24 protein-coding genes are annotated in these 24,975 nt (G+C 63.7%); 14 read left to right on the top strand and 10 right to left on the bottom strand.

Features of this window, described 5'->3' with window-relative positions; genetic code table 11:
- Positions 1-75: 75 nt before the first annotated feature.
- Together V6093_RS20885 and V6093_RS20880 are read left to right on the top strand one after the other, a co-directional pair.
- Positions 76-744, top strand: coding sequence for a DNA-3-methyladenine glycosylase (locus V6093_RS20885; RefSeq protein WP_047604685.1), 669 nt, complete (start codon positions 76-78; stop codon positions 742-744).
- 2 nt (positions 745-746) lie between these two features.
- Positions 747-2,063: a bifunctional DedA family/phosphatase PAP2 family protein gene (locus V6093_RS20880; protein ID WP_047604684.1), complete on the top strand. Its 1,317-nt coding sequence runs from the start codon at positions 747-749 to the stop codon at positions 2,061-2,063.
- 111 nt (positions 2,064-2,174) lie between these two features.
- Here the strand turns inward: V6093_RS20880 and V6093_RS20875 are convergent, their stop codons facing one another.
- From V6093_RS20875 to V6093_RS20865, 3 genes are read right to left on the bottom strand one after another with little or no spacing between them, the layout of a single operon-like run.
- Positions 2,175-2,765 carry an LON peptidase substrate-binding domain-containing protein gene (locus tag V6093_RS20875; RefSeq protein ID WP_003249708.1) on the bottom strand — a complete coding sequence of 197 codons (591 nt, stop codon included), beginning with the start codon at positions 2,763-2,765 and terminating at the stop codon, positions 2,175-2,177.
- A gap of 9 nt (positions 2,766-2,774) precedes the next feature.
- Positions 2,775-3,491 carry an LrgB family protein gene (locus tag V6093_RS20870; protein ID WP_004576852.1) on the bottom strand — a complete coding sequence of 239 codons (717 nt, stop codon included), beginning with the start codon at positions 3,489-3,491 and terminating at the stop codon, positions 2,775-2,777.
- A complete protein-coding gene (locus tag V6093_RS20865; protein WP_047604683.1) occupies positions 3,488-3,850 on the bottom strand; it encodes a CidA/LrgA family protein in 363 nt (120 codons plus the stop codon). Before V6093_RS20865 ends, V6093_RS20870 begins: the two co-directional genes overlap by 4 nt.
- 143 nt (positions 3,851-3,993) lie before the next feature.
- Between V6093_RS20865 and V6093_RS20860 the strand changes: the two genes are divergently transcribed.
- The 9 genes from V6093_RS20860 (at position 3,994) to V6093_RS20820 (ending at position 15,090) form a co-directional block, all read left to right on the top strand.
- Entirely contained in the window at positions 3,994-4,449 is a 456-nt protein-coding gene (locus V6093_RS20860) for a MaoC family dehydratase (protein ID WP_003249703.1), read from the top strand.
- A gap of 116 nt (positions 4,450-4,565) precedes the next feature.
- A complete protein-coding gene (gene prmA / locus V6093_RS20855) occupies positions 4,566-5,444 on the top strand; it encodes a 50S ribosomal protein L11 methyltransferase (protein ID WP_003249700.1) in 879 nt (292 codons plus the stop codon).
- 42 nt (positions 5,445-5,486) lie between these two features.
- Positions 5,487-6,842 carry a DUF3426 domain-containing protein gene (locus tag V6093_RS20850; protein ID WP_108079326.1) on the top strand — a complete coding sequence of 452 codons (1,356 nt, stop codon included), beginning with the start codon at positions 5,487-5,489 and terminating at the stop codon, positions 6,840-6,842.
- Between the two features lie 207 nt (positions 6,843-7,049).
- Positions 7,050-8,063, top strand: a complete 1,014-nt coding sequence (dusB, locus tag V6093_RS20845; protein ID WP_047604682.1) for a tRNA dihydrouridine synthase DusB — start codon at positions 7,050-7,052, stop codon at positions 8,061-8,063.
- Complete coding sequence (gene fis, locus V6093_RS20840) at positions 8,060-8,380, top strand: DNA-binding transcriptional regulator Fis (protein WP_003249693.1); 321 nt, start codon at positions 8,060-8,062, stop codon at positions 8,378-8,380. The genes dusB and fis overlap by 4 nt, the downstream gene beginning before the upstream one ends.
- 81 nt (positions 8,381-8,461) lie before the next feature.
- On the top strand, positions 8,462-10,069 hold the full coding sequence (purH, locus tag V6093_RS20835; protein WP_003249687.1) for a bifunctional phosphoribosylaminoimidazolecarboxamide formyltransferase/IMP cyclohydrolase: 1,608 nt from the start codon (positions 8,462-8,464) through the stop codon (positions 10,067-10,069).
- 146 nt (positions 10,070-10,215) lie between these two features.
- Positions 10,216-11,511, top strand: coding sequence for a phosphoribosylamine--glycine ligase (gene purD, locus V6093_RS20830; protein ID WP_003249685.1), 1,296 nt, complete (start codon positions 10,216-10,218; stop codon positions 11,509-11,511).
- Between the two features lie 135 nt (positions 11,512-11,646).
- A complete protein-coding gene (locus V6093_RS20825) occupies positions 11,647-14,418 on the top strand; it encodes a response regulator (protein WP_406669601.1) in 2,772 nt (923 codons plus the stop codon).
- Between the two features lie 75 nt (positions 14,419-14,493).
- Positions 14,494-15,090 (top strand): MarC family protein, encoded by a 597-nt coding sequence (locus V6093_RS20820; protein WP_012053820.1) that lies wholly within the window; start codon positions 14,494-14,496, stop codon positions 15,088-15,090.
- Here the strand turns inward: V6093_RS20820 and V6093_RS20815 are convergent.
- From V6093_RS20815 to cobG, 7 genes are all read right to left on the bottom strand, one after another.
- On the bottom strand, positions 15,087-15,710 hold the full coding sequence (locus tag V6093_RS20815) for a hypothetical protein (protein WP_012053821.1): 624 nt from the start codon (positions 15,708-15,710) through the stop codon (positions 15,087-15,089). The two genes, V6093_RS20820 and V6093_RS20815, sit on opposite strands and share 4 nt — an antisense overlap.
- Complete coding sequence (locus V6093_RS20810) at positions 15,707-16,396, bottom strand: hypothetical protein (RefSeq protein ID WP_012053822.1); 690 nt, start codon at positions 16,394-16,396, stop codon at positions 15,707-15,709. Before V6093_RS20810 ends, V6093_RS20815 begins: the two co-directional genes overlap by 4 nt.
- A gap of 59 nt (positions 16,397-16,455) precedes the next feature.
- The gene (locus tag V6093_RS20805) at positions 16,456-17,136 is read right to left on the bottom strand and encodes a hypothetical protein (protein WP_012053823.1); all 681 of its coding nucleotides are present in this window, start codon (positions 17,134-17,136) and stop codon (positions 16,456-16,458) included.
- A 92-nt stretch (positions 17,137-17,228) separates the two neighbouring features.
- Positions 17,229-18,926, bottom strand: a complete 1,698-nt coding sequence (gene cobJ, locus V6093_RS20800) for a precorrin-3B C(17)-methyltransferase (RefSeq protein ID WP_267825617.1) — start codon at positions 18,924-18,926, stop codon at positions 17,229-17,231.
- Entirely contained in the window at positions 18,914-19,645 is a 732-nt protein-coding gene (locus V6093_RS20795; RefSeq protein WP_047604704.1) for a precorrin-2 C(20)-methyltransferase, read from the bottom strand. The genes cobJ and V6093_RS20795 overlap by 13 nt, the downstream gene beginning before the upstream one ends.
- Positions 19,645-20,271: a precorrin-8X methylmutase gene (locus V6093_RS20790; RefSeq protein ID WP_003249670.1), complete on the bottom strand. Its 627-nt coding sequence runs from the start codon at positions 20,269-20,271 to the stop codon at positions 19,645-19,647. The genes V6093_RS20795 and V6093_RS20790 overlap by 1 nt, the downstream gene beginning before the upstream one ends.
- Positions 20,264-21,595 (bottom strand): precorrin-3B synthase, encoded by a 1,332-nt coding sequence (gene cobG, locus V6093_RS20785; protein ID WP_108079328.1) that lies wholly within the window; start codon positions 21,593-21,595, stop codon positions 20,264-20,266. The genes V6093_RS20790 and cobG overlap by 8 nt, the downstream gene beginning before the upstream one ends.
- 243 nt (positions 21,596-21,838) lie before the next feature.
- Here cobG and V6093_RS20780 point away from each other — a divergent pair, with 243 nt between their 5' ends.
- Genes V6093_RS20780 through V6093_RS20770 form a run of 3 tightly spaced genes read left to right on the top strand, consistent with a single transcriptional unit; the run spans position 21,839 to position 24,853 of the window.
- Complete coding sequence (locus V6093_RS20780; protein ID WP_047604678.1) at positions 21,839-23,050, top strand: bifunctional cobalt-precorrin-7 (C(5))-methyltransferase/cobalt-precorrin-6B (C(15))-methyltransferase; 1,212 nt, start codon at positions 21,839-21,841, stop codon at positions 23,048-23,050.
- Complete coding sequence (locus tag V6093_RS20775) at positions 23,043-24,137, top strand: cobalt-precorrin-5B (C(1))-methyltransferase (protein WP_004577047.1); 1,095 nt, start codon at positions 23,043-23,045, stop codon at positions 24,135-24,137. The genes V6093_RS20780 and V6093_RS20775 overlap by 8 nt, the downstream gene beginning before the upstream one ends.
- Positions 24,134-24,853 (top strand): cobalt-precorrin-6A reductase, encoded by a 720-nt coding sequence (locus V6093_RS20770; RefSeq protein ID WP_047604677.1) that lies wholly within the window; start codon positions 24,134-24,136, stop codon positions 24,851-24,853. The genes V6093_RS20775 and V6093_RS20770 overlap by 4 nt, the downstream gene beginning before the upstream one ends.
- Positions 24,854-24,975: the final 122 nt, after the last annotated feature.

Genomic DNA, 24,975 nt, shown 5'->3' with positions numbered 1-24,975 from the left:
ATCACCCTCCGATTCAGCCTCGATTAAGCCATTCATTGCTATCATCCCCGCCTCTCCAGCCACGAACTGCTCCGCATGCCAGCCCTGCCCGACAGCTTTTTCGACCGCGACGCCCAGACCCTGGCCAAGGCCCTGCTGGGCAAAGTCATCCGTCACCGCCACGGCGACCTTTGGCTGGCCGCGCGGATCATCGAGACCGAGGCCTACTACCTTTCCGACAAAGGTAGCCACGCTTCGCTCGGCTATACCGAAAAACGCAAGGCGCTGTTCCTGGATGGGGGGCATATCTACATGTACTACGCCCGCGGCGGCGACTCGCTGAACTTCAGCGCCCACGGGCCGGGCAACGCGGTGCTGATCAAGTCTGCCTATCCTTGGCAGGACACCCTCTCGGGGCCCGACAGCCTGGCGCAGATGCAACTGAACAACCCCGATGCAAGCGGCAGTATCCGCCCGCAAGAGCGTCTGTGCGCCGGCCAGACCCTGCTATGCCGGGCCCTGGGCCTGAAAGTGCCGCATTGGGACGCCCAGCGTTTCGACGCCGAACGCCTGTACGTCGAGGACTGCGGCAACGCCGTGCCCCGGGTGATCCAGGCCGCTCGCCTGGGCATCCCGCACGGGCGCGACGAGCACCTGCCGTACCGCTTCGTCGATGCCGGGTACGCCCGTTTCTGCACACGGAACCCGTTACGCCGCGGCCAAGTCGAAGGCCGTGATTTCTTCATTCTCGAACAAGGAAGCTGAACATGGGCCAATGGCTCGACAGCCTGACCGGCTGGCTCAGCGCCAACCCACAGTGGCTTGGCCTGGCGATTTTCCTGGTGGCCTGCATCGAATGCCTGGCCATCGCCGGCATTATCGTGCCGGGCACCGTACTGCTGTTCGCCGTGGCGGTACTGGCCGGCAGCGGCACGTTCAGCCTGGGCGAAACGCTGCTCCTCGGCTTTCTCGGCGGCCTGCTGGGCGACGCCTTGTCTTACACAGTGGGCAAGTACTTCCACCAGAACATTCGCCGGCTGCCGCTGCTACGCCACCATCCGGAATGGATCGGCAGCGCCGAAAGCTACTTCCAGCGTTATGGCATCGCCAGCCTGCTGGTAGGCCGCTTCATCGGCCCGCTGCGGCCGATGCTGCCAATGGTCGCCGGCATGTTCGACATGCCCCTGCCGCGCTTCATCGCCGTCAGCCTGTTGGCGGGCGCCGGCTGGTCGGTCGCCTACCTGCTACCCGGCTGGGCCACCGGCGCCGCCATGCGCCTGCCCCTGCCGGAAGGCTTCTGGCTGGACGCCGGGATCATCGCCGGCGCCCTCGCGGTGCTGATCGGCCTGAGCCTGAATACCAGCCTGCGTGACCAGCGCCACGGCACCCGGCTGGTTGCCGCGCTCAGCTTCATCGCCCTGGCCGGTGTATTCCTCGGCTGGCCCTACTTCCATGAGTTCGACCAAGGCGTGATGACACTGGTCCAGGAGCATCGCAGCCAGGCCATCGACAGCACCGTGGTACTGGTGACACGGCTAGGCGATTTCCGCACCCAGTTGTTCCTCGGCGCTCTGCTGACCGGCCTGCTGCTGCTTGCCCGTCAGTGGCGACACGCATTTTTCGCGGCGGGCGCGTTGATGGGCACGGCGATCGCCAACGGCACACTGAAATGGCTATTTGCCCGGGCCAGGCCGGAAGTACTGACCGACCCACTGACCAGCTACAGCATGCCCAGCGGGCACAGCTCGGCATCGTTCGCGTTCTTCCTGGTCATGGCCGTGCTGGCAGGGCGTGGCCAGCCACCACGGATGCGCCTGACCTGGGTGATGCTGGGGTGCATTCCGGCGCTGGCGATTGCCCTGTCGCGGGTGTACCTGGGGGCGCACTGGCCAACCGATATCCTGGCTGGGGCCCTGCTGGCCTGTTGCGTATGCGCACTCAGCCTGACATTGGTACAACGCCAGCAGACCCTGCCAGCCCTGCCGCTGCGGGTGTGGTGGCTGGTGTTGCCGGCATGCGTGGCGCTGCTGGCGTTCTTCGCCATGCATGCGTTGCCGCAGGCGTTGGTCAGGTATCAATATTGATGTTGCCTGTGCCGGCCTATTCGCGGGTGAACCCGCTCCTACGCAGGGGATCGCGCTTGTCGTAGGAGCGGGTTTACCCGCGAATAGGCCGGCACCGGCAATACAGAACCATCAGGCGAACAACTCACCCTGAATCCGCTCCAGCAGCTTCTGGATTTCCCCCAGCCGCTGCTGCGGCGAATCGAGGGTCAGCAGGTCCAGCTTGTCTTCTTCCATGAACGGCAACAGGTACGCCAGCTGATTGGCCAGCGCCTGACGCCCGTCCACCGGGCGCGGCATACCCAGCGCTTCGACCATGGGGTGCTCACCCAGGGCCACCAACAGCGCCAGCAGGTCGTCATCGGCCTCCAGCAACGGGCTGTCGGCCTGCTCCGGCAGCCATTGCACCTGGCCCACCAGCAACTGGTCCTTCTGCACCTCGGAGCTTTCCAGATTGAAGCGCCGCACGCCCTCGACGCGGATACCCAGCAAGCCGTTATCCTGCTGCACGAAGTCGCGGATCACCGCTTCACAGCCGATCGAGGCGACCACCGGCGGCGCCTTGCCGACTTGTTCGCCCTCAAGGATGCACACCACACCAAACCCTTCGCCCTGCTTCATGCAGCGCCCGATCATGTCCAGGTAGCGCGCCTCGAAAATCTGCAAATCGAGGAAGCAGCCAGGAAACAGCACGGTATTGAGCGGAAACAGCGGTAGCGTCATCACAATTCCTCAAGCCACCAGGCTGACTGCCAGCGGCAGGAACACCGCTGTAGCCACCCCCATCAGGCTCATCGCCAGCGCGGCAAAGGCGCCGCATTCGTCACTTTCCTGCAGGGCCACCGAAGTGCCCACTGCGTGTGCGGTCACGCCCAGCGACATGCCGCGCGCCTCAGGGCTGTGCACGCCGAAGCGGCTCAGCAACGCCGGGCCGAAGATCGCCCCGATCACCCCGGTAATCAACACGAACACTGCCGCCAGGGCCGCCACGCCGCCAATCTGCTCAGCCACCAGCATGGCGATCGGCGAGGTGACAGACTTCGGCGCCATGGTCATCAGGATCATGTGCTCGGCACCGAACCACCAACCCAGCACCAGGCAGCAGAGCGTGGCAAACAGGCCTCCGACTACCAGCGTAGTAAATGTCGGCCAGAACAGCTGGCGGATACGCCGCAGGTTGAGGTAGAGCGGCACAGCCAGGGCCACCGTAGCGGGCCCCAGCAGGATGTTCATGATTTCGGTGCTTTTGCGGTATTCGCTGTAATCGATACCGCACAGCAGCAACACACCGATCACCAGCAGCATCGACACCAGTACAGGTTGCAGGAAGATCCAGCGGGTTTTCTCGTAGGCTGCCAGCACTACCTGATAGGCCCCCAGCGTGATGCCAATACCGAACAATGGGTGGTGAATGACCGCATCGAGTGCGCCCTGCCAGTCGAGCATCATGGCTGCTCCTCACGCTTGCCCTGGCGCTGGATGAGCTTTTGCATCAGCACACCGACGAACACCAGGGTCAACAGACAGGAGATCAGCAAGGCCCCGGCAATCGCCCAGAAGTCGGCGGCAATGTCCTTGGCATATACCATCACCCCGACTGCCGGCGGTACCAGCAGCAGCGGGAGATAGCGCAGCAAGCTGCTGGCGGCCTCGTTCAGCGGCTTGCCGACCTCACCGCGAGCCATGAGAAAGAGCAGCAGCAACAACAGGCCGATGATCGGCCCGGGCAAAAACGGCACAAACAGGTGATTGATCGCCGTCCCCAGCAGCTGGAACAGTACCAGCCAGGTCAAACCACGCAACAGCATAAGCATCTCCCTCGGGCATGGCCGCCATTATAAGCACGCTCAGCTATAGACCGATATTCGCCGAAAAGCGGGCAACTTGACTGAAACGGTTCGCCGTGCTGATCTTGTACTTTCGTACCAACTGACAACCCGGAGAGTCCGCGATGCCCCATGTACCGGTTACAGAGCTTTCGCAGTACGTTGGCAAGGAGCTGGGCCACTCGGAGTGGGTGAAGATCGACCAGCAGCGCATCAACCTGTTCGCCGAGGCGACCGGCGACTTCCAGTTCATCCATGTCGACCCCGAGAAGGCAGCAAAAACCCCGTTTGGCGGCACGATTGCCCATGGTTTCCTGACCTTGTCGCTGATCCCCAAGCTGATCGAGGACATCCTCGTTCTGCCGCAAGGGCTGAAGATGGTGGTGAACTACGGGCTGGACAGCGTGCGCTTCATTCAGCCGGTCAAGGTCGACAGCCGGGTTCGGCTGAAGGTAAAGCTGGGCGAGGTGACCGAGAAAAAACCGGGGCAGTGGCTACTCAAGGCGATTGCCACGCTGGAGATCGAGGGTGAAGAGAAGCCTGCTTATATAGCCGAGTCGCTGTCGCTCTGTTTTGTCTGATACATGCCCGGGGGCTGCAGTGCAGCCCCCGATCCACAAATCCCCCGCACTCGCGTAAACTGCCAGCCTTCGCGCAGCCTAGGGCTGCCCCTGTCGATTTATCAAAGGTGCCCGCCATGCCCTGGCTGCAAGTACGCCTGGCCATCAGCCCGGAACAAGCCGAAACCTATGAAGATGCGCTGCTTGAAGTAGGCGCCGTCTCGGTCACGTTCATGGATGCCGAAGATCAACCGATCTTCGAACCAGACCTCAACACCACCCCGCTGTGGTCGCACACTCACCTGCTGGCACTGTTCGAGGCCGATGCCGACCCTGAACAGGTGTTCGCCCACTTGCGCCTGCTGACCGGCGCCGAGCTGCCCGAACACCAGGCCGAGGTGATCGAGGACCAGGACTGGGAGCGCAGCTGGATGGACAACTTCCAGCCGATGCGCTTCGGCCGCCGCCTGTGGATCGTGCCCAGCTGGCACGATGCCCCGGAAAAGGACGCCGTGAACCTGCTGCTCGACCCGGGCCTGGCCTTTGGCACCGGCACCCACCCCACCACGGCCCTGTGCCTGGAATGGCTCGACGGCCAGCAGCTTGAAGGCACCCAGGTGCTGGACTTTGGCTGCGGTTCGGGCATCCTGGCCATCGCTGCGCTGCTGCTGGGCGCCCGCGAAGCGGTAGGTACCGACATCGACGTGCAGGCCATCGAGGCTTCGCGCGACAACGCCCAACGCAACGGCATTGCCGACGAGAAACTGGCGCTGTACCTGCCCGAACACATGCCGGCGATGCAGGCCGACGTGCTGGTTGCCAACATCCTCGCCGGCCCGCTGGTGTCGCTGGCGCCACAGTTGTCCGGCCTGGTTCGCCCAGGTGGCCTGCTGGCGCTGTCGGGCATCCTCGCCGAGCAAGGTGAAGACGTGGCCGCCGCTTATGCCGCCGACTTTGAACTGGACCCGATCGTCGTGCGCGACGGCTGGGTGCGCATCAGTGGTCGGCGTCGCTAAGCGGGCCTAGAATACTTTTCTGCACAGCTCCCGGATCGCCGCATGACCGACAGTTTCGTCACCCAGTGCCCGCATTGCCAGACCAGCTTTCGCGTCACCCACCACCAGTTGGGCGTGGCGCGTGGCGTGGTGCGCTGCGGTCACTGCCTGCAGGTATTCAATGCCGCCAAGCAGCTGCTGGAGCAAAACCGCGCCGCTACCACAAGCGCCCCCGTGGTGCCGGCACCGGTACCTGCAGTGCCTGCCGAGCCGCTGGCCGAGCTGGCGCCAGAGCCTGCCATCAGTGTACGCGGCACCCCTCCTGACCAGGACTGGGCGCTGACTGCCCAGGCGCTGGACGAGCTCGACCTCGACAAGGAACTGGAGCGCCTGGAGCGTCGCGGCCAACCGGCCCCGACCCACCCGGCCAGCCAGGATGACAAGCTGCAGGCACGGCGCGATGAACTTCACCCGGACGAGCACGCAGAAGACCTTTTCGGTACGGCTACCGATGAGCCCTACGCGCCGCAGGAACCGGCAGAGCCTACCCCGGTGCTACTGGAACCGGAACCTTTGGAGCTGGACCTGGAGCCTGCCCCCGGCGAGCGTACCGAGCCTACCCTGGGCAGCAACCTTGACCTGGACATCGATGGCGAGCCGCCTGTGCACCGTGCGGCCGAACGCGATGACCAGCCCGCATTCAGCGAACCGCTGCGCATCAGCGATGACGAAACCCCGGAAACGGGCCTGAGCGCCCGCGACGACGAGCCACTGGCGCTGCGCCTGTCGGCGCATGACGACGAGCCCGTCGAGCCGCTGCCCGGAGAGCGCCTGGAACCAGGCCTTGCCGGCAAACCCGAGCGCCCCTCGCGCAAGGAGCCGCTGGTCGATGTGGTCGATGACCCGCTGCAGCTAGGCTGGGAAAAACCCGCACCCAACTGGGGCAAGCGCCTGCTGTGGGGCTTTCTGACCCTGCTGGCTGCCGGCCTGCTGGCGTTCCAGTACGTGTGGTTTCACTTCGACGAAATGGCCCGCCAGGACCAGTATCGGCCGATTTTCCAGCAAATCTGCCCGATGCTCGGCTGCCAGGTCCCTACCCGCGTCGATATTGCACGCATCAAGAGCAGCAATCTGGTGGTGCGCAGCCATCCGGACTTCAAGGGCGCACTCATTGTCGACGCGATCATCTACAACCGCGCACCGTTCGCCCAGCCATTCCCATTGCTGGAGCTGCGCTTCGCCGATCTCAATGGCCAACTGATCGCCAGCCGTCGCTTCAAGCCCAGCGAGTACCTGTCGGGGGAACTGGCAGGGCGTGGCGAAATGCCCAGCCAGACGCCAATCCACATTGCCCTGGACATCCTCGACCCTGGGCCGAAGGCCGTGAATTACAGCCTGAGCTTCCGTTCGCCGGAGTAGGCGACAAGCGGCCAGCAGCAAGCGACAAGACAAGAAGCCCCAACCGCGACCGCTTTTTGTCCTGTCGCTTGCTGCTTGAAGCACAAAGGCATAAGCCGACAACTGTTCAGATTTTATCCAAATCCATCTTTATCCAGTCATCGAGAGCGGGTATCATGCCAACCCTTTTTCGAACTCCAAGATTCGGCCCCACAACAGGGATCACCTATGTCGGCGGTACGCATCGGCCAATACACACTACGTAACAACCTGATCCTCGCGCCCATGGCCGGGGTCACGGACCAGCCTTTCCGTACACTTTGCCAGCGCCTGGGCGCCGGCATGGTGGTGTCGGAAATGGTAAGCAGCGACATGAGCCTGTGGAACAGCCGCAAGTCGAGCCTGCGCCGCATCCATGAAGGTGATCCCGAGCCACGCTCGGTGCAGATCGCCGGCGGTGATGCGCAGATGATGGCAGCGGCGGCAAAGGCCAATGTCGAAGCGGGTGCCCAGATCATCGACATCAACATGGGTTGTCCGGCAAAAAAAGTCTGCAACAAAGCCGCAGGCTCTGCTTTATTGAGAGATGAAGCCTTGGTCAGCGAGATCCTCCACGCCGTAGTCAGCGCTGTGGACGTACCGGTGACCCTGAAAATCCGCACCGGCTGGGACCGGGCGAACAAGAACGGCCTGAACGTGGCGAAGATCGCCGAACAGGCTGGCATCCAGGCGCTGGCGGTGCATGGCCGCACACGTGCCGACCTGTACACCGGCGAAGCCGAATACGACACCATCGCGGCCATCAAGCAGGCGGTGTCAATCCCGGTTTTTGCCAACGGCGATATCACCTCGCCAGAAAAGGCCCGGGCGGTGCTGGAAACCACCGGGGTCGATGGCCTGTTGATTGGCCGGGCTGCCCAAGGGCGGCCATGGATCTTTCGCGAGATCGAGCATTACCTGCGCACTGGCGAACATCTGCCAGCGCCGCAACTGGACGAAGTGGAACGCATCCTGCTGGAGCATCTGGCCGCGCTGCATGCCTTCTATGGCGATGTGATGGGCGTACGTATCGCCCGCAAGCACGTTGGCTGGTACCTGGCAACACGACCCGGCGGCAAGGAGTTTCGCTCCCGGTTCAACGCTTTGGAAGACACACAAGCGCAGTGCGCCAACGTTCGCGCGTTTTTCAGCGAACGTCGACAGAGCCTTGAGACAGAGGACGGACAAGGGGTGGCCGCATGACGATGATGACCGAGAATTTTGTGAGTGGAACAACGCCCGTGAGCGACAACGCCAACCTGAAACAGCACCTCAACACGCCGAGCGAAGAGGGCCAGACCCTTCGCGACAGCGTCGAGAAGGCGCTGCACAACTACTTCGCCCACCTGGAAGGCGCGACCGTGACGGACGTGTACAACCTGGTGCTCTCCGAAGTCGAGGCGCCCCTGCTCGAAAGCGTGATGAACTACGTGAAGGGCAACCAGACCAAGGCCAGCGAGATGCTCGGGCTGAACCGAGGCACCCTGCGCAAGAAGCTCAAGCAGTACGACTTGTTGTAAGCCAGAATCCCATCCAGAAAAGGCGACTCCCTGAACAGAGGCGCCTTTTTTGCTGACTCCACCGCGTTATTGGAACCCGAAATGACCGACCAGACTACCCGCCTGCCAGTCCGCCGCGCCCTGATCAGCGTCTCCGACAAGACCGGTATCCTCGAATTCGCCCGTGAGCTGCAGCAGCTCGGTGTCGAGATCCTGTCCACCGGCGGCACCTACAAGCTGCTCAAGGACAACGGCGTAAACGCGGTGGAAGTGGCCGACTACACCGGCTTCGCCGAAATGATGGATGGCCGGGTCAAAACCCTGCACCCGAAGATCCACGGCGGTATCCTCGGCCGTCGTGGCACCGACGACGCCATCATGAACGAGCACGGCATCAAGCCGATCGACCTGGTTGCGGTCAACCTGTACCCGTTCGAAGCCACCATTTCCAAGCCTGGCTGTGACCTGCCGACCGCCATCGAGAACATCGACATCGGCGGCCCGACCATGGTCCGTTCGGCAGCCAAGAACCACAAGGACGTGGCCATCGTGGTCAACGCCAGCGACTACGCCGGCATCGTCGAAGGCCTCAAGGCCGGTGGCCTGACCTATGCCCAGCGCTTCGATCTGATGCTCAAGGCGTTCGAGCACACTGCTGCCTACGACGGCATGATCGCCAACTACATGGGCACCATCGACCAGGCCAAGGACACCCTGAGCACCGAGGCGCGCAGCGAATTCCCGCGCACCTTCAACAGCCAGTTCGTCAAGGCACAGGAAATGCGTTATGGCGAGAACCCGCACCAGAGCGCGGCGTTCTATGTAGAAGCCAAGAAAGGCGAAGCCAGCATTTCCACCGCTGTCCAGCTGCAAGGCAAGGAACTGTCATTCAACAACGTGGCCGACACTGACGCCGCGCTGGAATGCGTAAAGAGCTTCGTCAAGCCGGCCTGCGTCATCGTCAAGCACGCCAACCCGTGCGGCGTGGCGGTAGTACCGGAAGACGAAGGCGGCATCCGCAAAGCCTACGACCTGGCTTACGCGACCGACACCGAATCGGCGTTCGGCGGCATCATCGCATTCAACCGTGAACTGGACGGCGAAACCGCCAAGGCCATTGTCGACCGCCAGTTCGTCGAAGTGATCATCGCCCCGAAAATCTCCCAGGCCGCCCGCGACGTAGTGGCTGCCAAACAGAACGTACGTCTGCTGGAGTGCGGCGAGTGGCCAGCCGAGCGCGCTGCCGGTTGGGACTTCAAGCGCGTCAACGGTGGCCTGCTGGTGCAAAGCCGCGATATCGGCATGATCACCGCCGATGACCTGAAGATCGTCACCAAGCGTGCCCCGACCGAGCAAGAGATCCACGACCTGGTATTCGCCTGGAAAGTGGCCAAGTTCGTCAAGTCCAACGCCATTGTCTACGCCAAGCAGCGCCAGACCATCGGCGTCGGCGCCGGCCAGATGAGCCGCGTCAACTCCGCCCGCATCGCTGCAATCAAGGCCGAGCACGCTGGCCTGCAGGTGCAGGGCGCGGTCATGGCGTCGGATGCATTCTTCCCGTTCCGTGACGGTATCGACAATGCAGCTAAAGTGGGTATCAGCGCCGTGATCCAGCCGGGTGGTTCGATGCGTGATGCTGAAGTCATCGCTGCTGCCGACGAGGCCGGCATCGCGATGGTCTTCACTGGCATGCGCCACTTCCGCCACTAATTACGCGGGTCCCGAGGCGAGTCGAGATCCTGTGGGAGCGGGCTTGCCCGCGAATACGATGGTGGATTCACCGCCGCATTCGCGGGCAAGCCCGCTCCCACAGTGTTCGGCGCAAGCCACGGGATCACTTGAATCGAGGTTTTGACATGAAAGTTTTGATCATCGGCAGCGGCGGCCGTGAGCACGCCCTGGCCTGGAAAGTCGCCCAGGACCCACGCGTCGAGAAAGTCTTCGTTGCCCCGGGCAACGCCGGTACCGCCATTGAAGCCAAGTGCGAGAACGTCGCCATCGACGTGTGTGCCCTGGAGCAATTGGCCGACTTCGCCGAGAAAAACGTCGACCTGACCATCGTCGGCCCGGAAGCACCGCTGGTTATCGGCGTGGTCGACCTGTTCCGCAGCCGCGGCCTGGACTGCTTCGGCCCAACCAAGGGCGCGGCCCAGCTGGAAGGCTCCAAGGCCTTCACCAAGGACTTCCTGGCGCGTCACAAGATCCCGACCGCCGACTACCAAAATTTCACCGAGATCGAGCCAGCCCTGGCCTACCTGCAGGAAAAGGGCGCGCCGATTGTGATCAAGGCCGACGGCCTGGCTGCGGGCAAGGGCGTAATCGTCGCCATGACCCTGGAAGAAGCCGAAGCCGCCGTGCGTGACATGCTGGCCGGTAACGCCTTCGGTGAAGCCGGTTCGCGTGTTGTGATCGAAGAGTTCCTTGACGGCGAGGAAGCCAGCTTCATCGTCATGGTCGACGGCCACAACGTGCTGCCCATGGCCACCAGCCAGGACCACAAGCGCGTCGGCGACCAGGATACCGGCCCGAACACGGGCGGCATGGGCGCCTACTCCCCTGCCCCGGTGGTTACCGCCGACGTGCACCAGCGCGTGATGGACCAGGTGATCTGGCCAACCGTGCGCGGCATGGCCGAGGAAGGTAACGTCTACACCGGCTTCCTCTACGCCGGCCTGATGATCGACAAGGCGGGCAACCCCAAGGTCATCGAGTTCAACTGCCGCTTCGGCGACCCGGAAACCCAGCCGGTCATGCTGCGCCTGGAGTCGAGCCTGGTACTGCTGGTGGAAGCTGCGTTCGCCAAGGCACTGGACAAGGTCGAAGCACAGTGGGACCCGCGCCCGAGCCTGGGCGTGGTCCTGGCAGCGGGCGGTTACCCGGGCGACTACGCCAAGGGCGACGTGATCAACGGCCTGGACGCTGCCGCCAAGATCGAAGGCAAGGTATTCCATGCCGGTACTGCGCTCAAGGATGGCAAGGTAACCACCAACGGCGGGCGCGTGCTGTGTGCCACCGCCATGGGCAGCACCGTTGCCGACGCGCAGCAGCAGGCTTATCGCCTGGCCAAGGAAGTCAGCTGGAACGGCAGTTTCTACCGTTCCGACATCGGCTATCGGGCCATCGCCCGCGAGCGCGGTGAGCACCAGCAGTAAGTACTACCGGTATGCCGTAGCGGTTTCAGCCTGCGGCATCCGGCTCGTCGACAGGGCCCGGAATGGGCCTTGCCTTCGACTTCGCGCGCCGCGCATAGTGAGTACCCGGCACATCGGCCAAGAAGGGATTTCGTAGTGCGTCGGCTTCGGATTGCCTCAGCTCTGATCGTCAGCTTGCTGACCCTGCTCTGCATGTTTCCGGCTGCGGCCGAACATGACGGAGGCTGGACCGTTCTGCTCGACGAACAGGCCAACCTGCAACTGAGCGATGTACGCTCCGAGCGCTATCGCAACCAGTTCAGCCCACTGCCTCTCGCCGACCTTGATGCTGCCCCGGCTGGACAGGCCTTGTGGCTGCACTATCGTCTGGCACCAGGTGACCAGGAGCAGCTGCTGCGGGTATTTGCCCCAGACCTTTCTGGCCTGGACCTCTACGCCCTCGAAGGCGAACAACTTCTGCGTCAGCTGCACCACGGGCGCCAGACCGGCAATGCCAGCCCGACCCTGCGTGGCAGCGACCATGTATTGCCCCTGCCCAACAGCAGGCAACCGCTGGACATCTACTTGCGCCTGGCCTCAGAGCACCAGCTGCGTCCGGCCATCAGCCTTGAACCTGCGGCCGAGGCAGCCTCGGATCAACGCCAGCCGCTGTGGTTCGGCATGCTGTTCGGCGGCCTGATCATGCTGATCATGCACAACCTGATCCGCTTCCTCTACACCCGCTCCAGCACCACCCTGATCCTGGCGCTGTACCACGGCCTGATGCTGCTCAGCGGCCTGATCCTGCTGAACCTCAGCGGCCCTTGGTGGCATGTGTGGCACAGTGCGCAAACGCCTGCCGCCTATCTGACGCTGGTCCTGGCCGGCCTGTCCGGGTTGTATTTCACCCAACATTTCTTTTCGCCGTGCAATTCGCCACGGCTTAACCGCCTGCTGCAGGGTGAGATGCTGATTGTCGGGCTCAGTGGCCTGGTGCTGCTGTTCGTCGATACCCTGCCACTGAACCTGATGACCTACGCCCTGATGGCGCTGGGCAGCGTAAGCATGCTGCTGGTCAGCAGCTACCACTGGTACAAGGGCTATGCACCCGGACGCCTGTTCAGCCTGGCCATGGTGGTGTTCAACCTCGGAGGCCTGGTCCTGCTGCCAGCCCTGCTGGGCCTGACACGCACCTCGACACCCTGGCTGCTGTGCATCCTGCTGGGCCTGACCGTGGTCAGTGGCCTGCTGCTCAACCTGGCAGTCAGTGAACGGCTGCGGCGCATAAGCGAGGAGCGTTTCAGCGCCAGCCGTGCACTGGCCGCCAGCGATGCAGAAATCAACGCCAAAGCCGAGTTCCTGGCCAAGATCAGCCACGAAATCCGCACCCCGATGAACGGCGTGCTCGGCATGACTGAACTGCTGCTGGGCACACCGCTGTCGGTGAAGCAACGTGACTATGTGCAGACCATCCACAGCGCGGGCAACGAGCTGCTGACGCTGATCAACGAAATTCTGGACATTTCCAAGCTGGAATCCCGGCAAATCGAGCTGGATGATGTGCAGTTCGACCTTAACGCGCTGATCGAGGATTGCCTGAACATCTTCCGCGCCAAGGCCGAGCAACAGAACATCGAGCTGATCAGCTTCACCCAGCCACAAGTACCGCGGGTTATCAGCGGAGACCCGACGCGCCTGCGCCAGGCCTTGTCGAGCCTGCTGGAAAACGCCCTGAAAAACACCGACCAGGGCGAGATCCTGCTGGTGGTGGCGCTGGATCAACGCGGCGAGGTGCCACGCCTGCGTATCGCCGTGCAGGACAGCGGCGAGCCGTTGCCCGCTGCCGACCGTGAAGCCTTGCTGCAGGCCGAGTTGCACAGCCACCACTTCCTTTCCAGCAACAAGCTGGGTGGCCACCTGGGGCTGGTCATCGCCAAACAGTTGATCGGTCTGATGCAGGGCGAGTTCGGCATCAAGAGCAACACCGGCATGGGCAACACCCTGTGGCTGACCTTGCCGCTGGACCCTTCACGCCTGGAACAGCCACCGGCGGACCTCGACAGCCCGCTGCGCGATGCCCGCGTGCTGGTAGTGGACGACAACGACACGTGCCGCAAGGTGCTTGTACAGCAGTGCAGCGCCTGGGGCATGAACGTCAGCGCAGTGCCGTCGGGCAAGGAAGCTCTGGCCCTTTTGCGCACCAAGGCGCACCTGCGCGACTACTTCGACGCGGTGCTGCTGGACCAGAACATGCCCGGCATGACCGGCATGCAGCTGGCCGCCAAGATCAAGGAAGACCCGAGCCTGAACCACGACATTCTGGTGGTGATGCTCACCGGCATCAGCAATGCGCCGAGCAAAGTCATCGCGCGCAACGCCGGGGTCAAGCGAATACTGGCCAAGCCGGTGGCCGGTTATACGTTGAAGACCACCCTGGCCGAGGAGCTGGCCCAGCGCGGCCGCGAACAGGCGATACCTGCCAGCCTGCCTGGCATCCCGCAGGCGCTGGACCTGCCAGGCGACTTCCGCGTGCTGGTCGCCGAAGACAACAGCATCTCGACCAAGGTGATCCGCAGCATGCTCGGCAAGCTCAACCTCAAGCCCGATACCGCCTGCAATGGCGAAGAGGCCTTGCAAGCAATGAAAGCGCAGCATTATGACCTGGTGTTGATGGACTGCGAGATGCCGATACTGGACGGTTTCTCGGCCACCCAGCAGTTGCGGGCCTGGGAAGCTGACAACCAGCGCCAGCGCACGCCGGTGGTGGCACTGACAGCGCACATACTGGCCGAACACAAGGAGCGCGCGCGGCTGGCAGGCATGGACGGACACATGGCCAAGCCGGTGGAGTTGTCGCAGTTGCGCGAGCTGATTCAATACTGGGCCAATCACCGGGAAGCCAAGGTGGACCCGGCACATACGTCCTGACCGATATCCAATGCTCTTGCAGGAGCGGCCTCGCGACACAAGGCCGCGCCGGCATAAACCCAAGGAACACTGCTCATGCTCCATGAGTTGTTCAGCGTCTACCTGAAAATGCTCGTGCTCTACAGCCCGTTCTTCGTGCTGTCGTGTTTCATCAGCCTGACCCGCGGCCACTCCAGCAAGGAGCGCAAGCAACTGGCCTGGAAGGTCGCGTTCGCAGCCTTGGTCGCCAGCGTGATGCTCTACCTGTTCGGGCGCGCGATCTTCGGAATTTTCGGCATCACCGCCGATGCCTTCCGCATCGGTGCCGGCAGCGTGCTATTCATTTCGGCCCTGGGCATGGCCCAGGGCAAGCCGGCGGTACAGGCCGACAACGTGCAGCAGGATGTGACCATCGTACCGCTGACCATTCCGCTGACGGTTGGCCCCGGCACCATCGGTGCGCTGTTGGTGATGGGGGTAAGCCAGCCGCACTGGGATGAAAAACTGCTGGCCATCGTCAGCATTGCCCTGGCCAGTTTCACTGTCGGCCTAGTGCTTTACCTGTCCCACGGTATCGAGCGAATCCTGGGCGACCAGGGCCTGCAGATCGTCAGCCGTTTGATGGGGCTGTTCGTCTGTGCCCTGGCGGCGCAGATCATTTTTACAGGGATCAAAGGGTACCTGGTGCCTTAGATGGCATAGTCATGAATGCGCGCCAGGGATACCTTGACGACGCTTTCCTGCACTTTTGGCATTACGCTGTTCTCGAAGGCCAGAATATTGAACCGGACCAGCTCCGCACGCACATTCTTGTAACTGCGCTTGCGGCTGATGAACCCTGCACTGAAAACAGACTGCTTGTCCGTTTCGTGGTAAATCACCATGTCGACACGGTTATTACCGGCCGGCGCACAGGCCAACACTTGAAAGTGCTGCATCTCGAATGCCTTTTTCTCAAGTTCCTTCAGCACCGACGGCTTGGTCAGCAACGCTTGAATGGACACTTTGACCGACGATGCAAAGCTGTCCCCGGCAGTTTTGGACAGGGTCTGCAGCACCTGATCCGTCTGTTGCGTACGCGTCTTGTCCGGCCAATGGATCTGCTCAGCCGTTACCGCATCCCACCCCATGAATTTGAGTTGGTTACGGTAATAAGCGAACCAGTCTTTAATCAGCCCCTCTTTGAAAGCGGCCTCGGTGGCTCTTTCGGCCATTGCCAAGGCCAGCTTCACCTTGTTTTTCTGCGCGGCGTCGACGCCCGGCAAGAACGAAACAATCCCAGCGCCGATCACGGCAGACGTGGCTTCACTCATGATGCTGCTCCTGTAGGTTGTGCGTAAGGGTCGAACCGGTAAACGGCCTGTGCATCCTTGGTTTTCATCAAGGCCTGCAATTCATCACGCTGGCGTTGGAAGCGTCCTTCATCCAATGCCAGGGAAACGCCGTTGAACTCGGCCTCGCCCTCAAGTACTTGTTCGCCCAGAAATGTCTCCAGCGAAACTAGCGAGAGTGGCTTGTCGATTTGCAGCGAGATGCTGCACAAGTCCAGCGCCGGGCCCGGCTTGAGTACGCCAAGTTCGATGACCAGGGTGGAGCACTGCGCCTGATCATGCGCGCAGAAACTCAGCAAGTGCCGGAAGCCTTCAGCAGACTGGCCAAGGCCCGTCTTTATCGCCGCCAGCACGGCCTCATGGCGAAGCGAACGCATCTTCAGCCACGCTTCAAGTGGCTGTATATGCGCGTTGCGCACAGGTCGCCCCAACGGTTTCAGGTCATGAGTACTGGCCAGCTTGATCCAGCCCAGTTGGCGGTAGGCCTCCCGATACGCGGCATACCAGTTTTCATAATTGTCCACGCGTGAACCGGCGTGCTTGTTGGCTACCAACTGCGCGTACAGGACTGAATCGAAAGCGGCCTGGCGTTGTGCCTCGACTGCACCTGGCGAATACAGCAATGCTGTTCCGCCAATCAACATCAGTTGCTCATCTGCTCTATCCATCGTGTTACCTCGTCACAAAGAACCGAACAAGGCGGCGTTGCGACTACGCCGCCGAGCAATCAGATGTCGTACTCGAGCACGTTCTCGACACTGCGCACGCCGAGTTTGTTTTCTACGGTTTCGCGGACTTTGTCGTAGACAAAGTTATTGAGGGTGAGCACTGCCGTGCCGGCGTAGTAAGCGGACCTGTCCAGCTTCCACTGGATGCCGAGCACATCGTCGTCCAGTGCTGGGGCAGATGCCTGGATGCAGCTCACCACCATGACCACATCGTTTTTTGAGGTTTCAATGCAGGAGGCCAGGCCGACCAGGCCCCTGGCTTTGTTCTTGCGCTTGTGGTGGAGCACCTTGGCGTCGTTTTCGACTGTGGTCATTTTGTCAAACGCCCGCTTTGCCACTTCACCCAGCTTGGTGCCGCCCAGCATCGCATTGCCGACCACACCTATCGCGCGGATGGCCACGGCGCCTACGGTGACGGACAGTTCCACCGAGGTTTCAAGTTCGAAGGTACGGCGTGGGATGGTAAAGCCAAGGTCTCGCATGACATCGATGAATTTGTCGTACCACTCCCGGCTCTGCTTTTCGGCGTCAAAAGCTTTGTCGGCGACCAACGTGGCGAAGTGGAAGGCATTCTTCACATCATGACGGCTTTGCGCAGACATGCCCGCGCCGAAGGCAAGCAGGTTGCCGTCTACCAGGATGGCGGCATCGGTGGTGGTGATTTGGGTTGCATCGGACATTGGAAACTCCTTGATGGTTGCCCCTTGAGTCAAGGGCAATCACCTTAGCCAGCGCGCTGGCCACAAAGCGCGCTGAAGAGTTTCCGACGCAACTAGTTGGCGGTGGGGTACCAACGCGGCGTGTAGGCCCACACCCCACCCGACAGGCGAGGGAATACACAGGTTGTAGAGGAGCCAACCAGAACCATGGTGCGCATGTCGACCATTTCTGGCAGCAGTTCGGCCAAGGTGACTACCTTCAGTGTCTGCCCCGGCCTACCGATGTCACGGCCAAGGACTACAGGCGTGTTCCCGTCACGGTGGCGGCGCACAACCTCCAGGGCCACACCGAGCTGGTGCGGCCTGGCCTTGGAGATCGGGTTGTAGAAGGCCAGCACCAGGTCGGCCTGGGCAGCCAGGTCCAGGCGCTTTTCAATGATCGACCAGGGCTTGAGGTTGTCCGACAGCGACATCACGCAGAAGTCATGCCCCAGCGGTGCACCTGCCTGGGCGGCGGTTGCCAGCGAGGCTGAAACCCCTGGCAAGATCTGCAGGTCGACGCGATGCCAGGCAGGGTCACTGGATTCGTGCAAAGCTTCGAGCACCGCAGCGGCCATGGCGAAAACGCCCGGGTCGCCTGACGACACCACCACCACCGAACGGCCTTGGGCCGCCAGCTCGAAGGCATGTCGGGCGCGCTGCATCTCTTCGCGGTTGTCGGTGCAGTGCAGCACCTGGTCGCTGCGGAACGGGCCAGCCATGCGCACGTAGGTTTCGTAACCGAGCACCTCTTCGGCCTGCGCAAGTTCGGCCTTGACCGCCGGCACCATCAGGTCCGCCGCACCTGGGCCAAGGCCGATGACCGCCAGGCGACCGCGACGGCGGCCGACCTGCGCTACGTCGATCGGGGCAGGCGCCACCGCGACCACGACCTCTTCAAGCGCTATCAACTCGGCATCGGGCACCGCCGCAGCGACCATGCTGGCCACATCGCCAAGGCCGGTGGCGAAGCGCAAGGGGACCCCCAAGGCCTGCGCAGCTTCGTGCAAGGCGCTGTCGGCCATGGTTCGCTCGTCGGCCAGCACGCAGGCTACCGAGGGCTCGGCGATGCCGGCCTGCTGCAGTGCTGCGCGAATACTGTGCAGATTGCCACCTGCAACGCCCACGACCACCAGGCGCGGGTGGATCAGCAGCTCGTCGCGGTTGGCCGGGCGCGCCTGATGCCCCACATGAATGGTGCGCTGCGCCGCTTCGCTGGCGGGCAACTGCGCCAGCTGCAGCCACGGGGCGTTACCTTCGATGCGCACAGACTCACCCGCCAACAGGTCGGATACAAAGCGCTTGCCTTGCTCGATGTCCGCCAATGCATAGCCCTGCGGCGGGTTCAGCAGGCAAGTCCCGAAGCGCAACTCGCCACTGGTGGTGATGGCGGCGGAAACGCCCAGCGCGTCAGCGATTTCGCGCGCCATCACGTTCACCCCGCCGAGGCCGCCGAGCAACGGCACTACCGCGCTACCATCCTCGGCCACGGCCAGTACCGGCGGCTCGCTGCCCTTCTCGCTGAGCAGGCTGGCCAGGCTGCGGATGACGATACCCGCGGCGCACAACGCGATGATCGGCGTGTCTTGCTGGTACAACCCCCGCAGGGTATCGCCAAACGACGCGTACGACTGGTCCGCACCCTCGACACGCCCCTCGAGGCCATGGATCGTGGCCTGTGGATAACAGGCCTGGATACGCTGCGCCGTCGCCAGGCTGCCCGGGCCGAGAATGACGATGGCTGGTGCCTTGTGCATGTTCAGCCCTGCCATTTTTCCCCCGGCACGATGATCAGCGAGAAGTAGGGCGACGACTGCGGGTCGACCTGGTCCAGCGGCACGATCTTCTGGTTGGCCATGGTCGCCCGTTCCACATACAGCGCACGCCCGTCCAGGCCCAGTTCGGCCAGCACTTCGCGCACCTTGGGGAAGTTGCGCCCAAGTTTCATGATCACCGCTGCATCGGCGTCGGCCAGACGGCGCTTGAGCTCTTCAGCGGGCAACACGCCGGACAACACCGACAGGCTCTGGTTACGGTACACCAGCGGTGCCCCTAGCACCGAAGCGCCACCGAGCATGGAGCAGACACCGGGAATCACTTCTGCCTCGTAGCGCTGCGCCAGGCGGTCATGCAAGTACATGTAGGAGCCATAGAAGAACGGGTCGCCTTCGCAAATCACCGCCACGTCGCGGCCGGCATCCAGGTGCTCGGCCACCTGTACGCTGGCTTCGTCGTAGAAGTCGCTGATCACTTGCTCATAGGACAGCGGCGCCGGCAGCACTTCGGTGGTGACCGGGTAGACCAGCGGCAGCAAGGTCTGCTCGGGCTGCAGGTGCGCCTCGATAATGCCGAAGGCATTGCCACGCTTGCCCTTGGCCACGAAGTAGCCGACCACCGGCGCCTCACGCAACAGGCGCAGGGCCTTGAGGGTAATCAGTTCAGGATCGCCAGGGCCCACGCCCAGGCCAAGCAGTCGTCCGCGCGGGGCCATCATTCCACCTCCGTGGCCAGGGCGTTGACCGCCGCGGCGGCCATCGCGCTGCCGCCCAGGCGGCCTTGCATGATCACGAACGGCACGCCACGGCTGTCGGCGGCGAGCATGGCCTTGGACTCGGCAGCGCCGACGAAACCGACCGGGAAACCGAGGATCAGCGCCGGCTTGGGCGCACCGGCGTCGAGCATTTCCAACAGGTAGAACAACGCGGTAGGGGCATTGCCGATGACCACCACGCTGCCCTCCAGGTAAGGGCGCCACAGCTCCAGGGCTACGGCGGAGCGTGTGTTGCCAGCGTCTTTGGCCAGGCCCGGCACGCTGGGGTCACGCAGGGTGCAGATGACTTTGTTGTCAGCTGGCAAGCGGGCCCGGGTGATCCCTTCGGCCACCATGTGCGCATCGCACAGGATCGGCGCGCCGTTGAGCAGCGCCTCGCGCCCGGCCCGGCCGGCACCGTCGGAGAACTGCAGGCCATCGATGGCGTCGACCATGCCACAGGCGTGGATCACGCGCACGGCGAGCTTTTCAAGGTCTGCGGGGATCCGCTCGAGTCGGGCTTCCTCACGGATGATCCGGAAGGAATTGCGATAGATCTCCTGACCATCGCGGATGTAGTCAATCATCAAGGTGCTCCGTCGGCAGGTCGAGCATGGCGCCTGCTTCATTCAAGGTAAGGTCGGTGGCGCGCAGGGCACCGAAACCCGGCTGGCGCGCATCACGCAGGTACAAGTCGTAACGGCCCGGCGAGCGGGCCAGCAAGGTGGCCGGGGCAACATGGGCCACAGCACAGGAACGGGGGCAGCCAGACAGGTGCACGCTGGCCGGCACGCCAGGGCCCAGCAGCGCGGCCAGGACAACGGCGTCAGCCTTGGTCTCGGCAAGGGCCTTGGCGCAGCCGCTGGCACCGGTGCAGGCGCTGATACGCGCCAGGGGTTCACGGTCGTGGCACAGCAACCCCAGCGCAGACAGTTCGGCCAGGGCCTGATCGATGTGCTGCGCTTGCAGGTTGGTCAGCACCAGGCTTTGCCAGGGGCTAAGGCGCATGCTGGCATCGCCCAGTTCACGGGCAATACGTGCGGCGCCACGCAGCATCGCGGGGGTCAGGCGGCCTTGCGGCGGGGCAACGCCAAGGGCAACGCCCTGCGCCTGGGGCAACCTGCCCAACCACGAGGCGCGGTGCTGTTCACGCCGCCACGTGAGCACGGCGGCATCGCGGCGGATGTCCAGGCCGAGCCCAGCGACAAAATCAGCTGGCGGGTACACCTCAAGCAGCTGGCGCATGCGCGTCTGCGTCGGGGATGCCAGATAGAGGAAGCGCTCCAGCACGGCGCGCACCAGCATCAGGCCCTGCGCCAGCGGCACCGCACCGAGCGCCTGGCCCTCTGCCGGGCAACCTGCCAGGCCAAACGCCAGCCAGGTCTGCTGATCCAGGTGCAGGGGCGACAGCCACAGGTCATGGGGGTGTTCGAGCATCGCCAGGCGCTCGCCGGCATCCAGCTGCACAGCGAACTTGGCCGACAGCTGGTGAAAGCGCGGGGTGCCTTCCAACAGGTCGAGGATCTGCCCGGCCAGCGGCCGGGCGTCCAGCAGCATGAGCGGGTCATGCCCGGCCAGCGGGCTGAGCATCACGTTGCGCACATCGTCACCCGCGGCATCGCGTGGTCCCAGGCCGGCTGCGAGCAGTGCCTCGACCAAAGCGCGATGCTCGCTGCCAATGCCGCGAATCTGCAGGTTGCCACGGTTGGTGGCCTCGATCACGCCGCCAGCAAAACGCTCCGCCGCCGCCGCCACGGCTTCAGCCTGCTCGGCCAGCAGCAGGCCACCCGGCAGCTTGATGCGGCAGATACCGCCATCACGGGCACTGACAATGCGCCACAACCCCGGGCAGGCCGAGGGGCGGGGCGATACGTGGGGGGCATGGGCCTGCGTCAAAGGGGCATCCGGCAGTCTGTGAAAATGCGCTTGAGTGTAGAAGGCGCGGTATTATGCCTGCTTTGTCCGGCGGCATGAAAAGCCGGTGGTCGAGCATCCTCGGCGATTAAGTAGAATTTCAGGACCGCGTCGCCTTCTTCGCGGGCTCGCCCGCTTCCACAGGATCACTGCAGGCTGCACAGGCTGCCCTGTATCTGTAGGAGCGGGCTTGCCCGCGAAGGGGCGCGAAGCGGCCCCAAAAATGGCGGATCGAAATACATGACACCCTGGCTGACAGTAGTAGGCATCGGCGAAGACGGCTTCAGCGGCCTGGGCAAACAGGCCCGGCGCGCCCTGCTGGGCGCTGGCCGGGTCTTCGGCAGCCCGCGCCAGCTGGCCTTGCTGCCACGTTGCGTGACCGCTGAACAGTTGGCCTGGCCCAGCCCGTTCTCGCTGGCCCCGGTGCTGGCCCTTCGCGGCGAGCCGGTGTGCGTGCTGGCCAGCGGTGACCCTATGTTCTACGGCGTCGGTGCCAGCCTGGCGCGCCAGGTGCCTGCTGCAGAAATGCGCGTGCTGTCGATGCCCTCTTCCTGCGCCCTGGCCGCTGCCCGCCTGGGCTGGCCGCTGCAGGACCTGCAGGTGGTGTCGCTGGTGGCCCGCCCCCTGGCAGCGCTCAATGCCCACTTGTACAGCGGCATGCGCCTGCTGGTGCTGAGCAACGATGGCGACAGCCCGGCGGCAATTGCCGCGCAGCTGCGCGAGCAAGGCTTCGGCCCAAGCCGCCTGCAGGTGTTCGAGCACCTGGGGGGTGTGGACGAACGTGCACTGGCCGGCACCGCCCAGGACTGGCCGCACACCGGTATCGCGGCGCTCAACCTGGTCGCCATCGAATGCCTGGCTACGCCCGATGCGCCCCGCCTGCACCGGCTGGCCGGGCTGCCAGACGCCGCATACCGGCACGATGGCCAGTTGACCAAGCGCGATGTCCGCGCCATCACCCTGGCGCGCCTGGCACCGCAACCCGGCGAACTTTTGTGGGATGTCGGTGCGGGCTGCGGCTCGATCGGCATCGAATGGATGCGCGCCCACCCGGCATGCCGCGCCCTGGCCATCGAGGCCGACGAAGGCCGCCAGGGTTTGATCGAGCATAACCGCGATGCACTGGGTGTACCCGGCCTGCAACTGATTCGCGGCAAGGCGCCAGCGGCGCTGCAAGGCCTGGAACAACCGGATGCAATCTTCATCGGAGGCGGCGTTACCCGCGCAGGTGTACTGGACCTGTGCTGGGCAAGCCTGCGCCCCGGCGGCCGTTTGGTGGCCAACGCCGTCACCCTGCAAAGCGAACTGGCCCTGGCACATTTTCGCGAACAGCACGGTGGTGAGCTGACCCGCATCCATGTCGCTCATGCCCAGCCCTTGGGTGCGTTCGACACCTGGCGCCAGGCGCTGCCGATCACCCTTCTGGAAGTACTGAAACCCGCCGATGCGTGAAGAAACCCGCGAACAGCCCGCGCCTCTGCGCAGCGGCCTTACCACTGGCAGTTGCGCCACCGCCACCAGCCTGGCAGCGGCCAAGCTGCTGCTCACCGGGCAGCGTGATGATGCGGTGGACATCACCTTGCCCAAAGGCAAGGTCGTGCAGATGCGCCTGGAATTCTGCCGCCTGATCGGCGAGTGCGCCGAAGCCGGCACCCTCAAGGATGCGGGTGACGACCCGGACGTGACCCACGGTGCCCTGCTCTATAGCCAGGTGCGCCTGCTGGCGGAACCTGGCATTGGTTTTGTCGCTGGCAGCGGCGTGGGCACGGTGACACGCCCGGGGCTGGTGCTGGCGGTGGGTGAACCGGCCATCAACCCGGTGCCTCGGCGCATGATCAGTGAACACCTGCAACGCCTGGCCGACGCGTGCGGCTACCTTGGCGGCTTCGAGGTCACGGTCAATGTGCAAGGTGGTGAGCAACTGGCCCTGAAAACCATGAACCCGCGCCTGGGCATCCTCGGCGGGCTGTCGATCCTCGGCACCAGCGGCATCGTCCGGCCGTTCTCTTGCGCGGCCTACATTGCCTCGATCCACCAAGGCATCGACGTGGCCCACACCAACGGCTACACGCACATAGCCGCGTGCACCGGCAATGCCAGCGAAGACACCATGCGCCGCGTCTACGGCCTGCCGGAAATCGCCCTGATCGAAATGGGCGATTTCGTCGGCGCGGTGCTCAAGCACCTGCGCAAGGTACCGGTGCCGCGCCTGACCCTGTGCGGCGGCTTCGGCAAGATCAGCAAACTGGCCGCCGGGCACATGGACCTGCACAGTCGTCACTCCAGCATCGACTTGCCGCAACTGGCAGGTTGGGCCGCAGACATTGGCGCTGACGAGGCGTTGCAGGCTGCCATCAGCGGCGCCAACACCAGCCAGCAAGCGCTCGCCCTGGCTCATGCGGCCGGCATTGCCCTGGGTGACGCGGTGTGTGCCCACGCCCTGGCCTTCGCCCGTAGCGTCGTGCCGGCGCAGGTGCACGTGGAGGTGTTCGCCATCGACCGCCAAGGCGGCATCGTCGGCCAGGCGGGTGTGCAATGACTGCGCGCATCCTGTTGCTGGGGGGGGTCACTGAAGCCCTGGCGATGGCCCGCCAACTCGGGCCTCGACATGTCTACAGCCTGGCCGGTATCGGCCGCGTGCCGCAGGGCTTGCAATGCCAGGTGCGGGTCGGGGGCTATGGCGGTGTCGAGGGCTTGACCCGTTACCTGCGCGAAGCGGGCATCACCCTGCTGATCGACGCCACCCATCCCTATGCCGCGCAAATCAGCCGCAATGCCGCCAACGCCGCACGCAACGCCGGCATCCCGTGCTGGGCCTTGCGTCGCCCCGCCTGGCAGGCGCAAGCAGGGGACGACTGGCGAGAAGTCGAGGATTGGGCAGGGTTGATCGAAGCACTGAAGCCGTTCCGCAGGCCACTGTTCACGCTAGGACGCGAGCCGCTGCAGCACCTGGACGAGATTCCGCCAGAGCAGTTCTGGACCTTGCGTGCGCTGGAGGCGTGCCCTGGCAACGAGCGCTGTGAAGTGATTGGCGCACGTGGGCCGTTCCATATCGAAGATGAGCGGGCGTTGTTCCAGCGCCGCCACATCGATGTGCTGATCAGCAAGAACAGCGGCAGTGTGGCGACCGAGCCGAAGCTGGAGGTAGCGCGGGAGCTTGGCGTGCCGGTGCTTGTCCTGAAACGTCCGGCACTGCCGGAGGTGGACCGGGCATTCGACTCACTGGCGGACCTGGCAACAGCACTCGCCCTCTAGGCGCTGCCCTTTCGCGACACACAGGCACTCCTACAACGATTTCAGACTTTTCTTCCAACTAACCCAGTGGCCCGTTGCCGCTCTGCTGCCTTAAACTCGACGCCCCTCCCCCGGAAGGTTTC

This window comes from Pseudomonas putida group bacterium ESBL64, from assembly GCF_045277175.1.
GTDB classification, from domain to species: Bacteria; Pseudomonadota; Gammaproteobacteria; order Pseudomonadales; family Pseudomonadaceae; genus Aquipseudomonas; species Aquipseudomonas alloputida.
Note: the sequence above shows the minus strand (reverse complement) of the source record. Positions and strands in the feature narration are given on the sequence as shown.

Bases quoted from the DNA above. Each gene is read 5' to 3' on its own strand.
- V6093_RS20870 (WP_004576852.1), bottom strand. From the start codon at position 3,491: ATGATGCTCGACTGGCAGGGCGCACTCGATGCGGTCATTCACCACCCA.
- purH (WP_003249687.1), top strand. From the start codon at position 8,462: ATGACCGACCAGACTACCCGCCTGCCAGTCCGCCGCGCCCTGATCAGC.
- V6093_RS20815 (WP_012053821.1), bottom strand. From the start codon at position 15,710: ATGAGTGAAGCCACGTCTGCCGTGATCGGCGCTGGGATTGTTTCGTTC.
- V6093_RS20805 (WP_012053823.1), bottom strand. From the start codon at position 17,136: ATGTCCGATGCAACCCAAATCACCACCACCGATGCCGCCATCCTGGTA.
- V6093_RS20860 (WP_003249703.1), top strand. From the start codon at position 3,994: ATGCCCCATGTACCGGTTACAGAGCTTTCGCAGTACGTTGGCAAGGAG.
- V6093_RS20790 (WP_003249670.1), bottom strand. From the start codon at position 20,271: ATGATTGACTACATCCGCGATGGTCAGGAGATCTATCGCAATTCCTTC.
- V6093_RS20795 (WP_047604704.1), bottom strand. From the start codon at position 19,645: ATGGCCCCGCGCGGACGACTGCTTGGCCTGGGCGTGGGCCCTGGCGAT.
- prmA (WP_003249700.1), top strand. From the start codon at position 4,566: ATGCCCTGGCTGCAAGTACGCCTGGCCATCAGCCCGGAACAAGCCGAA.
- V6093_RS20850 (WP_108079326.1), top strand. From the start codon at position 5,487: ATGACCGACAGTTTCGTCACCCAGTGCCCGCATTGCCAGACCAGCTTT.
- dusB (WP_047604682.1), top strand. From the start codon at position 7,050: ATGTCGGCGGTACGCATCGGCCAATACACACTACGTAACAACCTGATC.
- cobJ (WP_267825617.1), bottom strand. From the start codon at position 18,926: ATGGCAGGGCTGAACATGCACAAGGCACCAGCCATCGTCATTCTCGGC.
- V6093_RS20820 (WP_012053820.1), top strand. From the start codon at position 14,494: ATGCTCCATGAGTTGTTCAGCGTCTACCTGAAAATGCTCGTGCTCTAC.
- V6093_RS20865 (WP_047604683.1), bottom strand. From the start codon at position 3,850: ATGCTGTTGCGTGGTTTGACCTGGCTGGTACTGTTCCAGCTGCTGGGG.
- purD (WP_003249685.1), top strand. From the start codon at position 10,216: ATGAAAGTTTTGATCATCGGCAGCGGCGGCCGTGAGCACGCCCTGGCC.
- V6093_RS20780 (WP_047604678.1), top strand. From the start codon at position 21,839: ATGACACCCTGGCTGACAGTAGTAGGCATCGGCGAAGACGGCTTCAGC.
- V6093_RS20770 (WP_047604677.1), top strand. From the start codon at position 24,134: ATGACTGCGCGCATCCTGTTGCTGGGGGGGGTCACTGAAGCCCTGGCG.
- fis (WP_003249693.1), top strand. From the start codon at position 8,060: ATGACGATGATGACCGAGAATTTTGTGAGTGGAACAACGCCCGTGAGC.
- V6093_RS20775 (WP_004577047.1), top strand. From the start codon at position 23,043: ATGCGTGAAGAAACCCGCGAACAGCCCGCGCCTCTGCGCAGCGGCCTT.
- V6093_RS20810 (WP_012053822.1), bottom strand. From the start codon at position 16,396: ATGGATAGAGCAGATGAGCAACTGATGTTGATTGGCGGAACAGCATTG.
- V6093_RS20875 (WP_003249708.1), bottom strand. From the start codon at position 2,765: ATGACGCTACCGCTGTTTCCGCTCAATACCGTGCTGTTTCCTGGCTGC.
- V6093_RS20885 (WP_047604685.1), top strand. From the start codon at position 76: ATGCCAGCCCTGCCCGACAGCTTTTTCGACCGCGACGCCCAGACCCTG.
- V6093_RS20880 (WP_047604684.1), top strand. From the start codon at position 747: ATGGGCCAATGGCTCGACAGCCTGACCGGCTGGCTCAGCGCCAACCCA.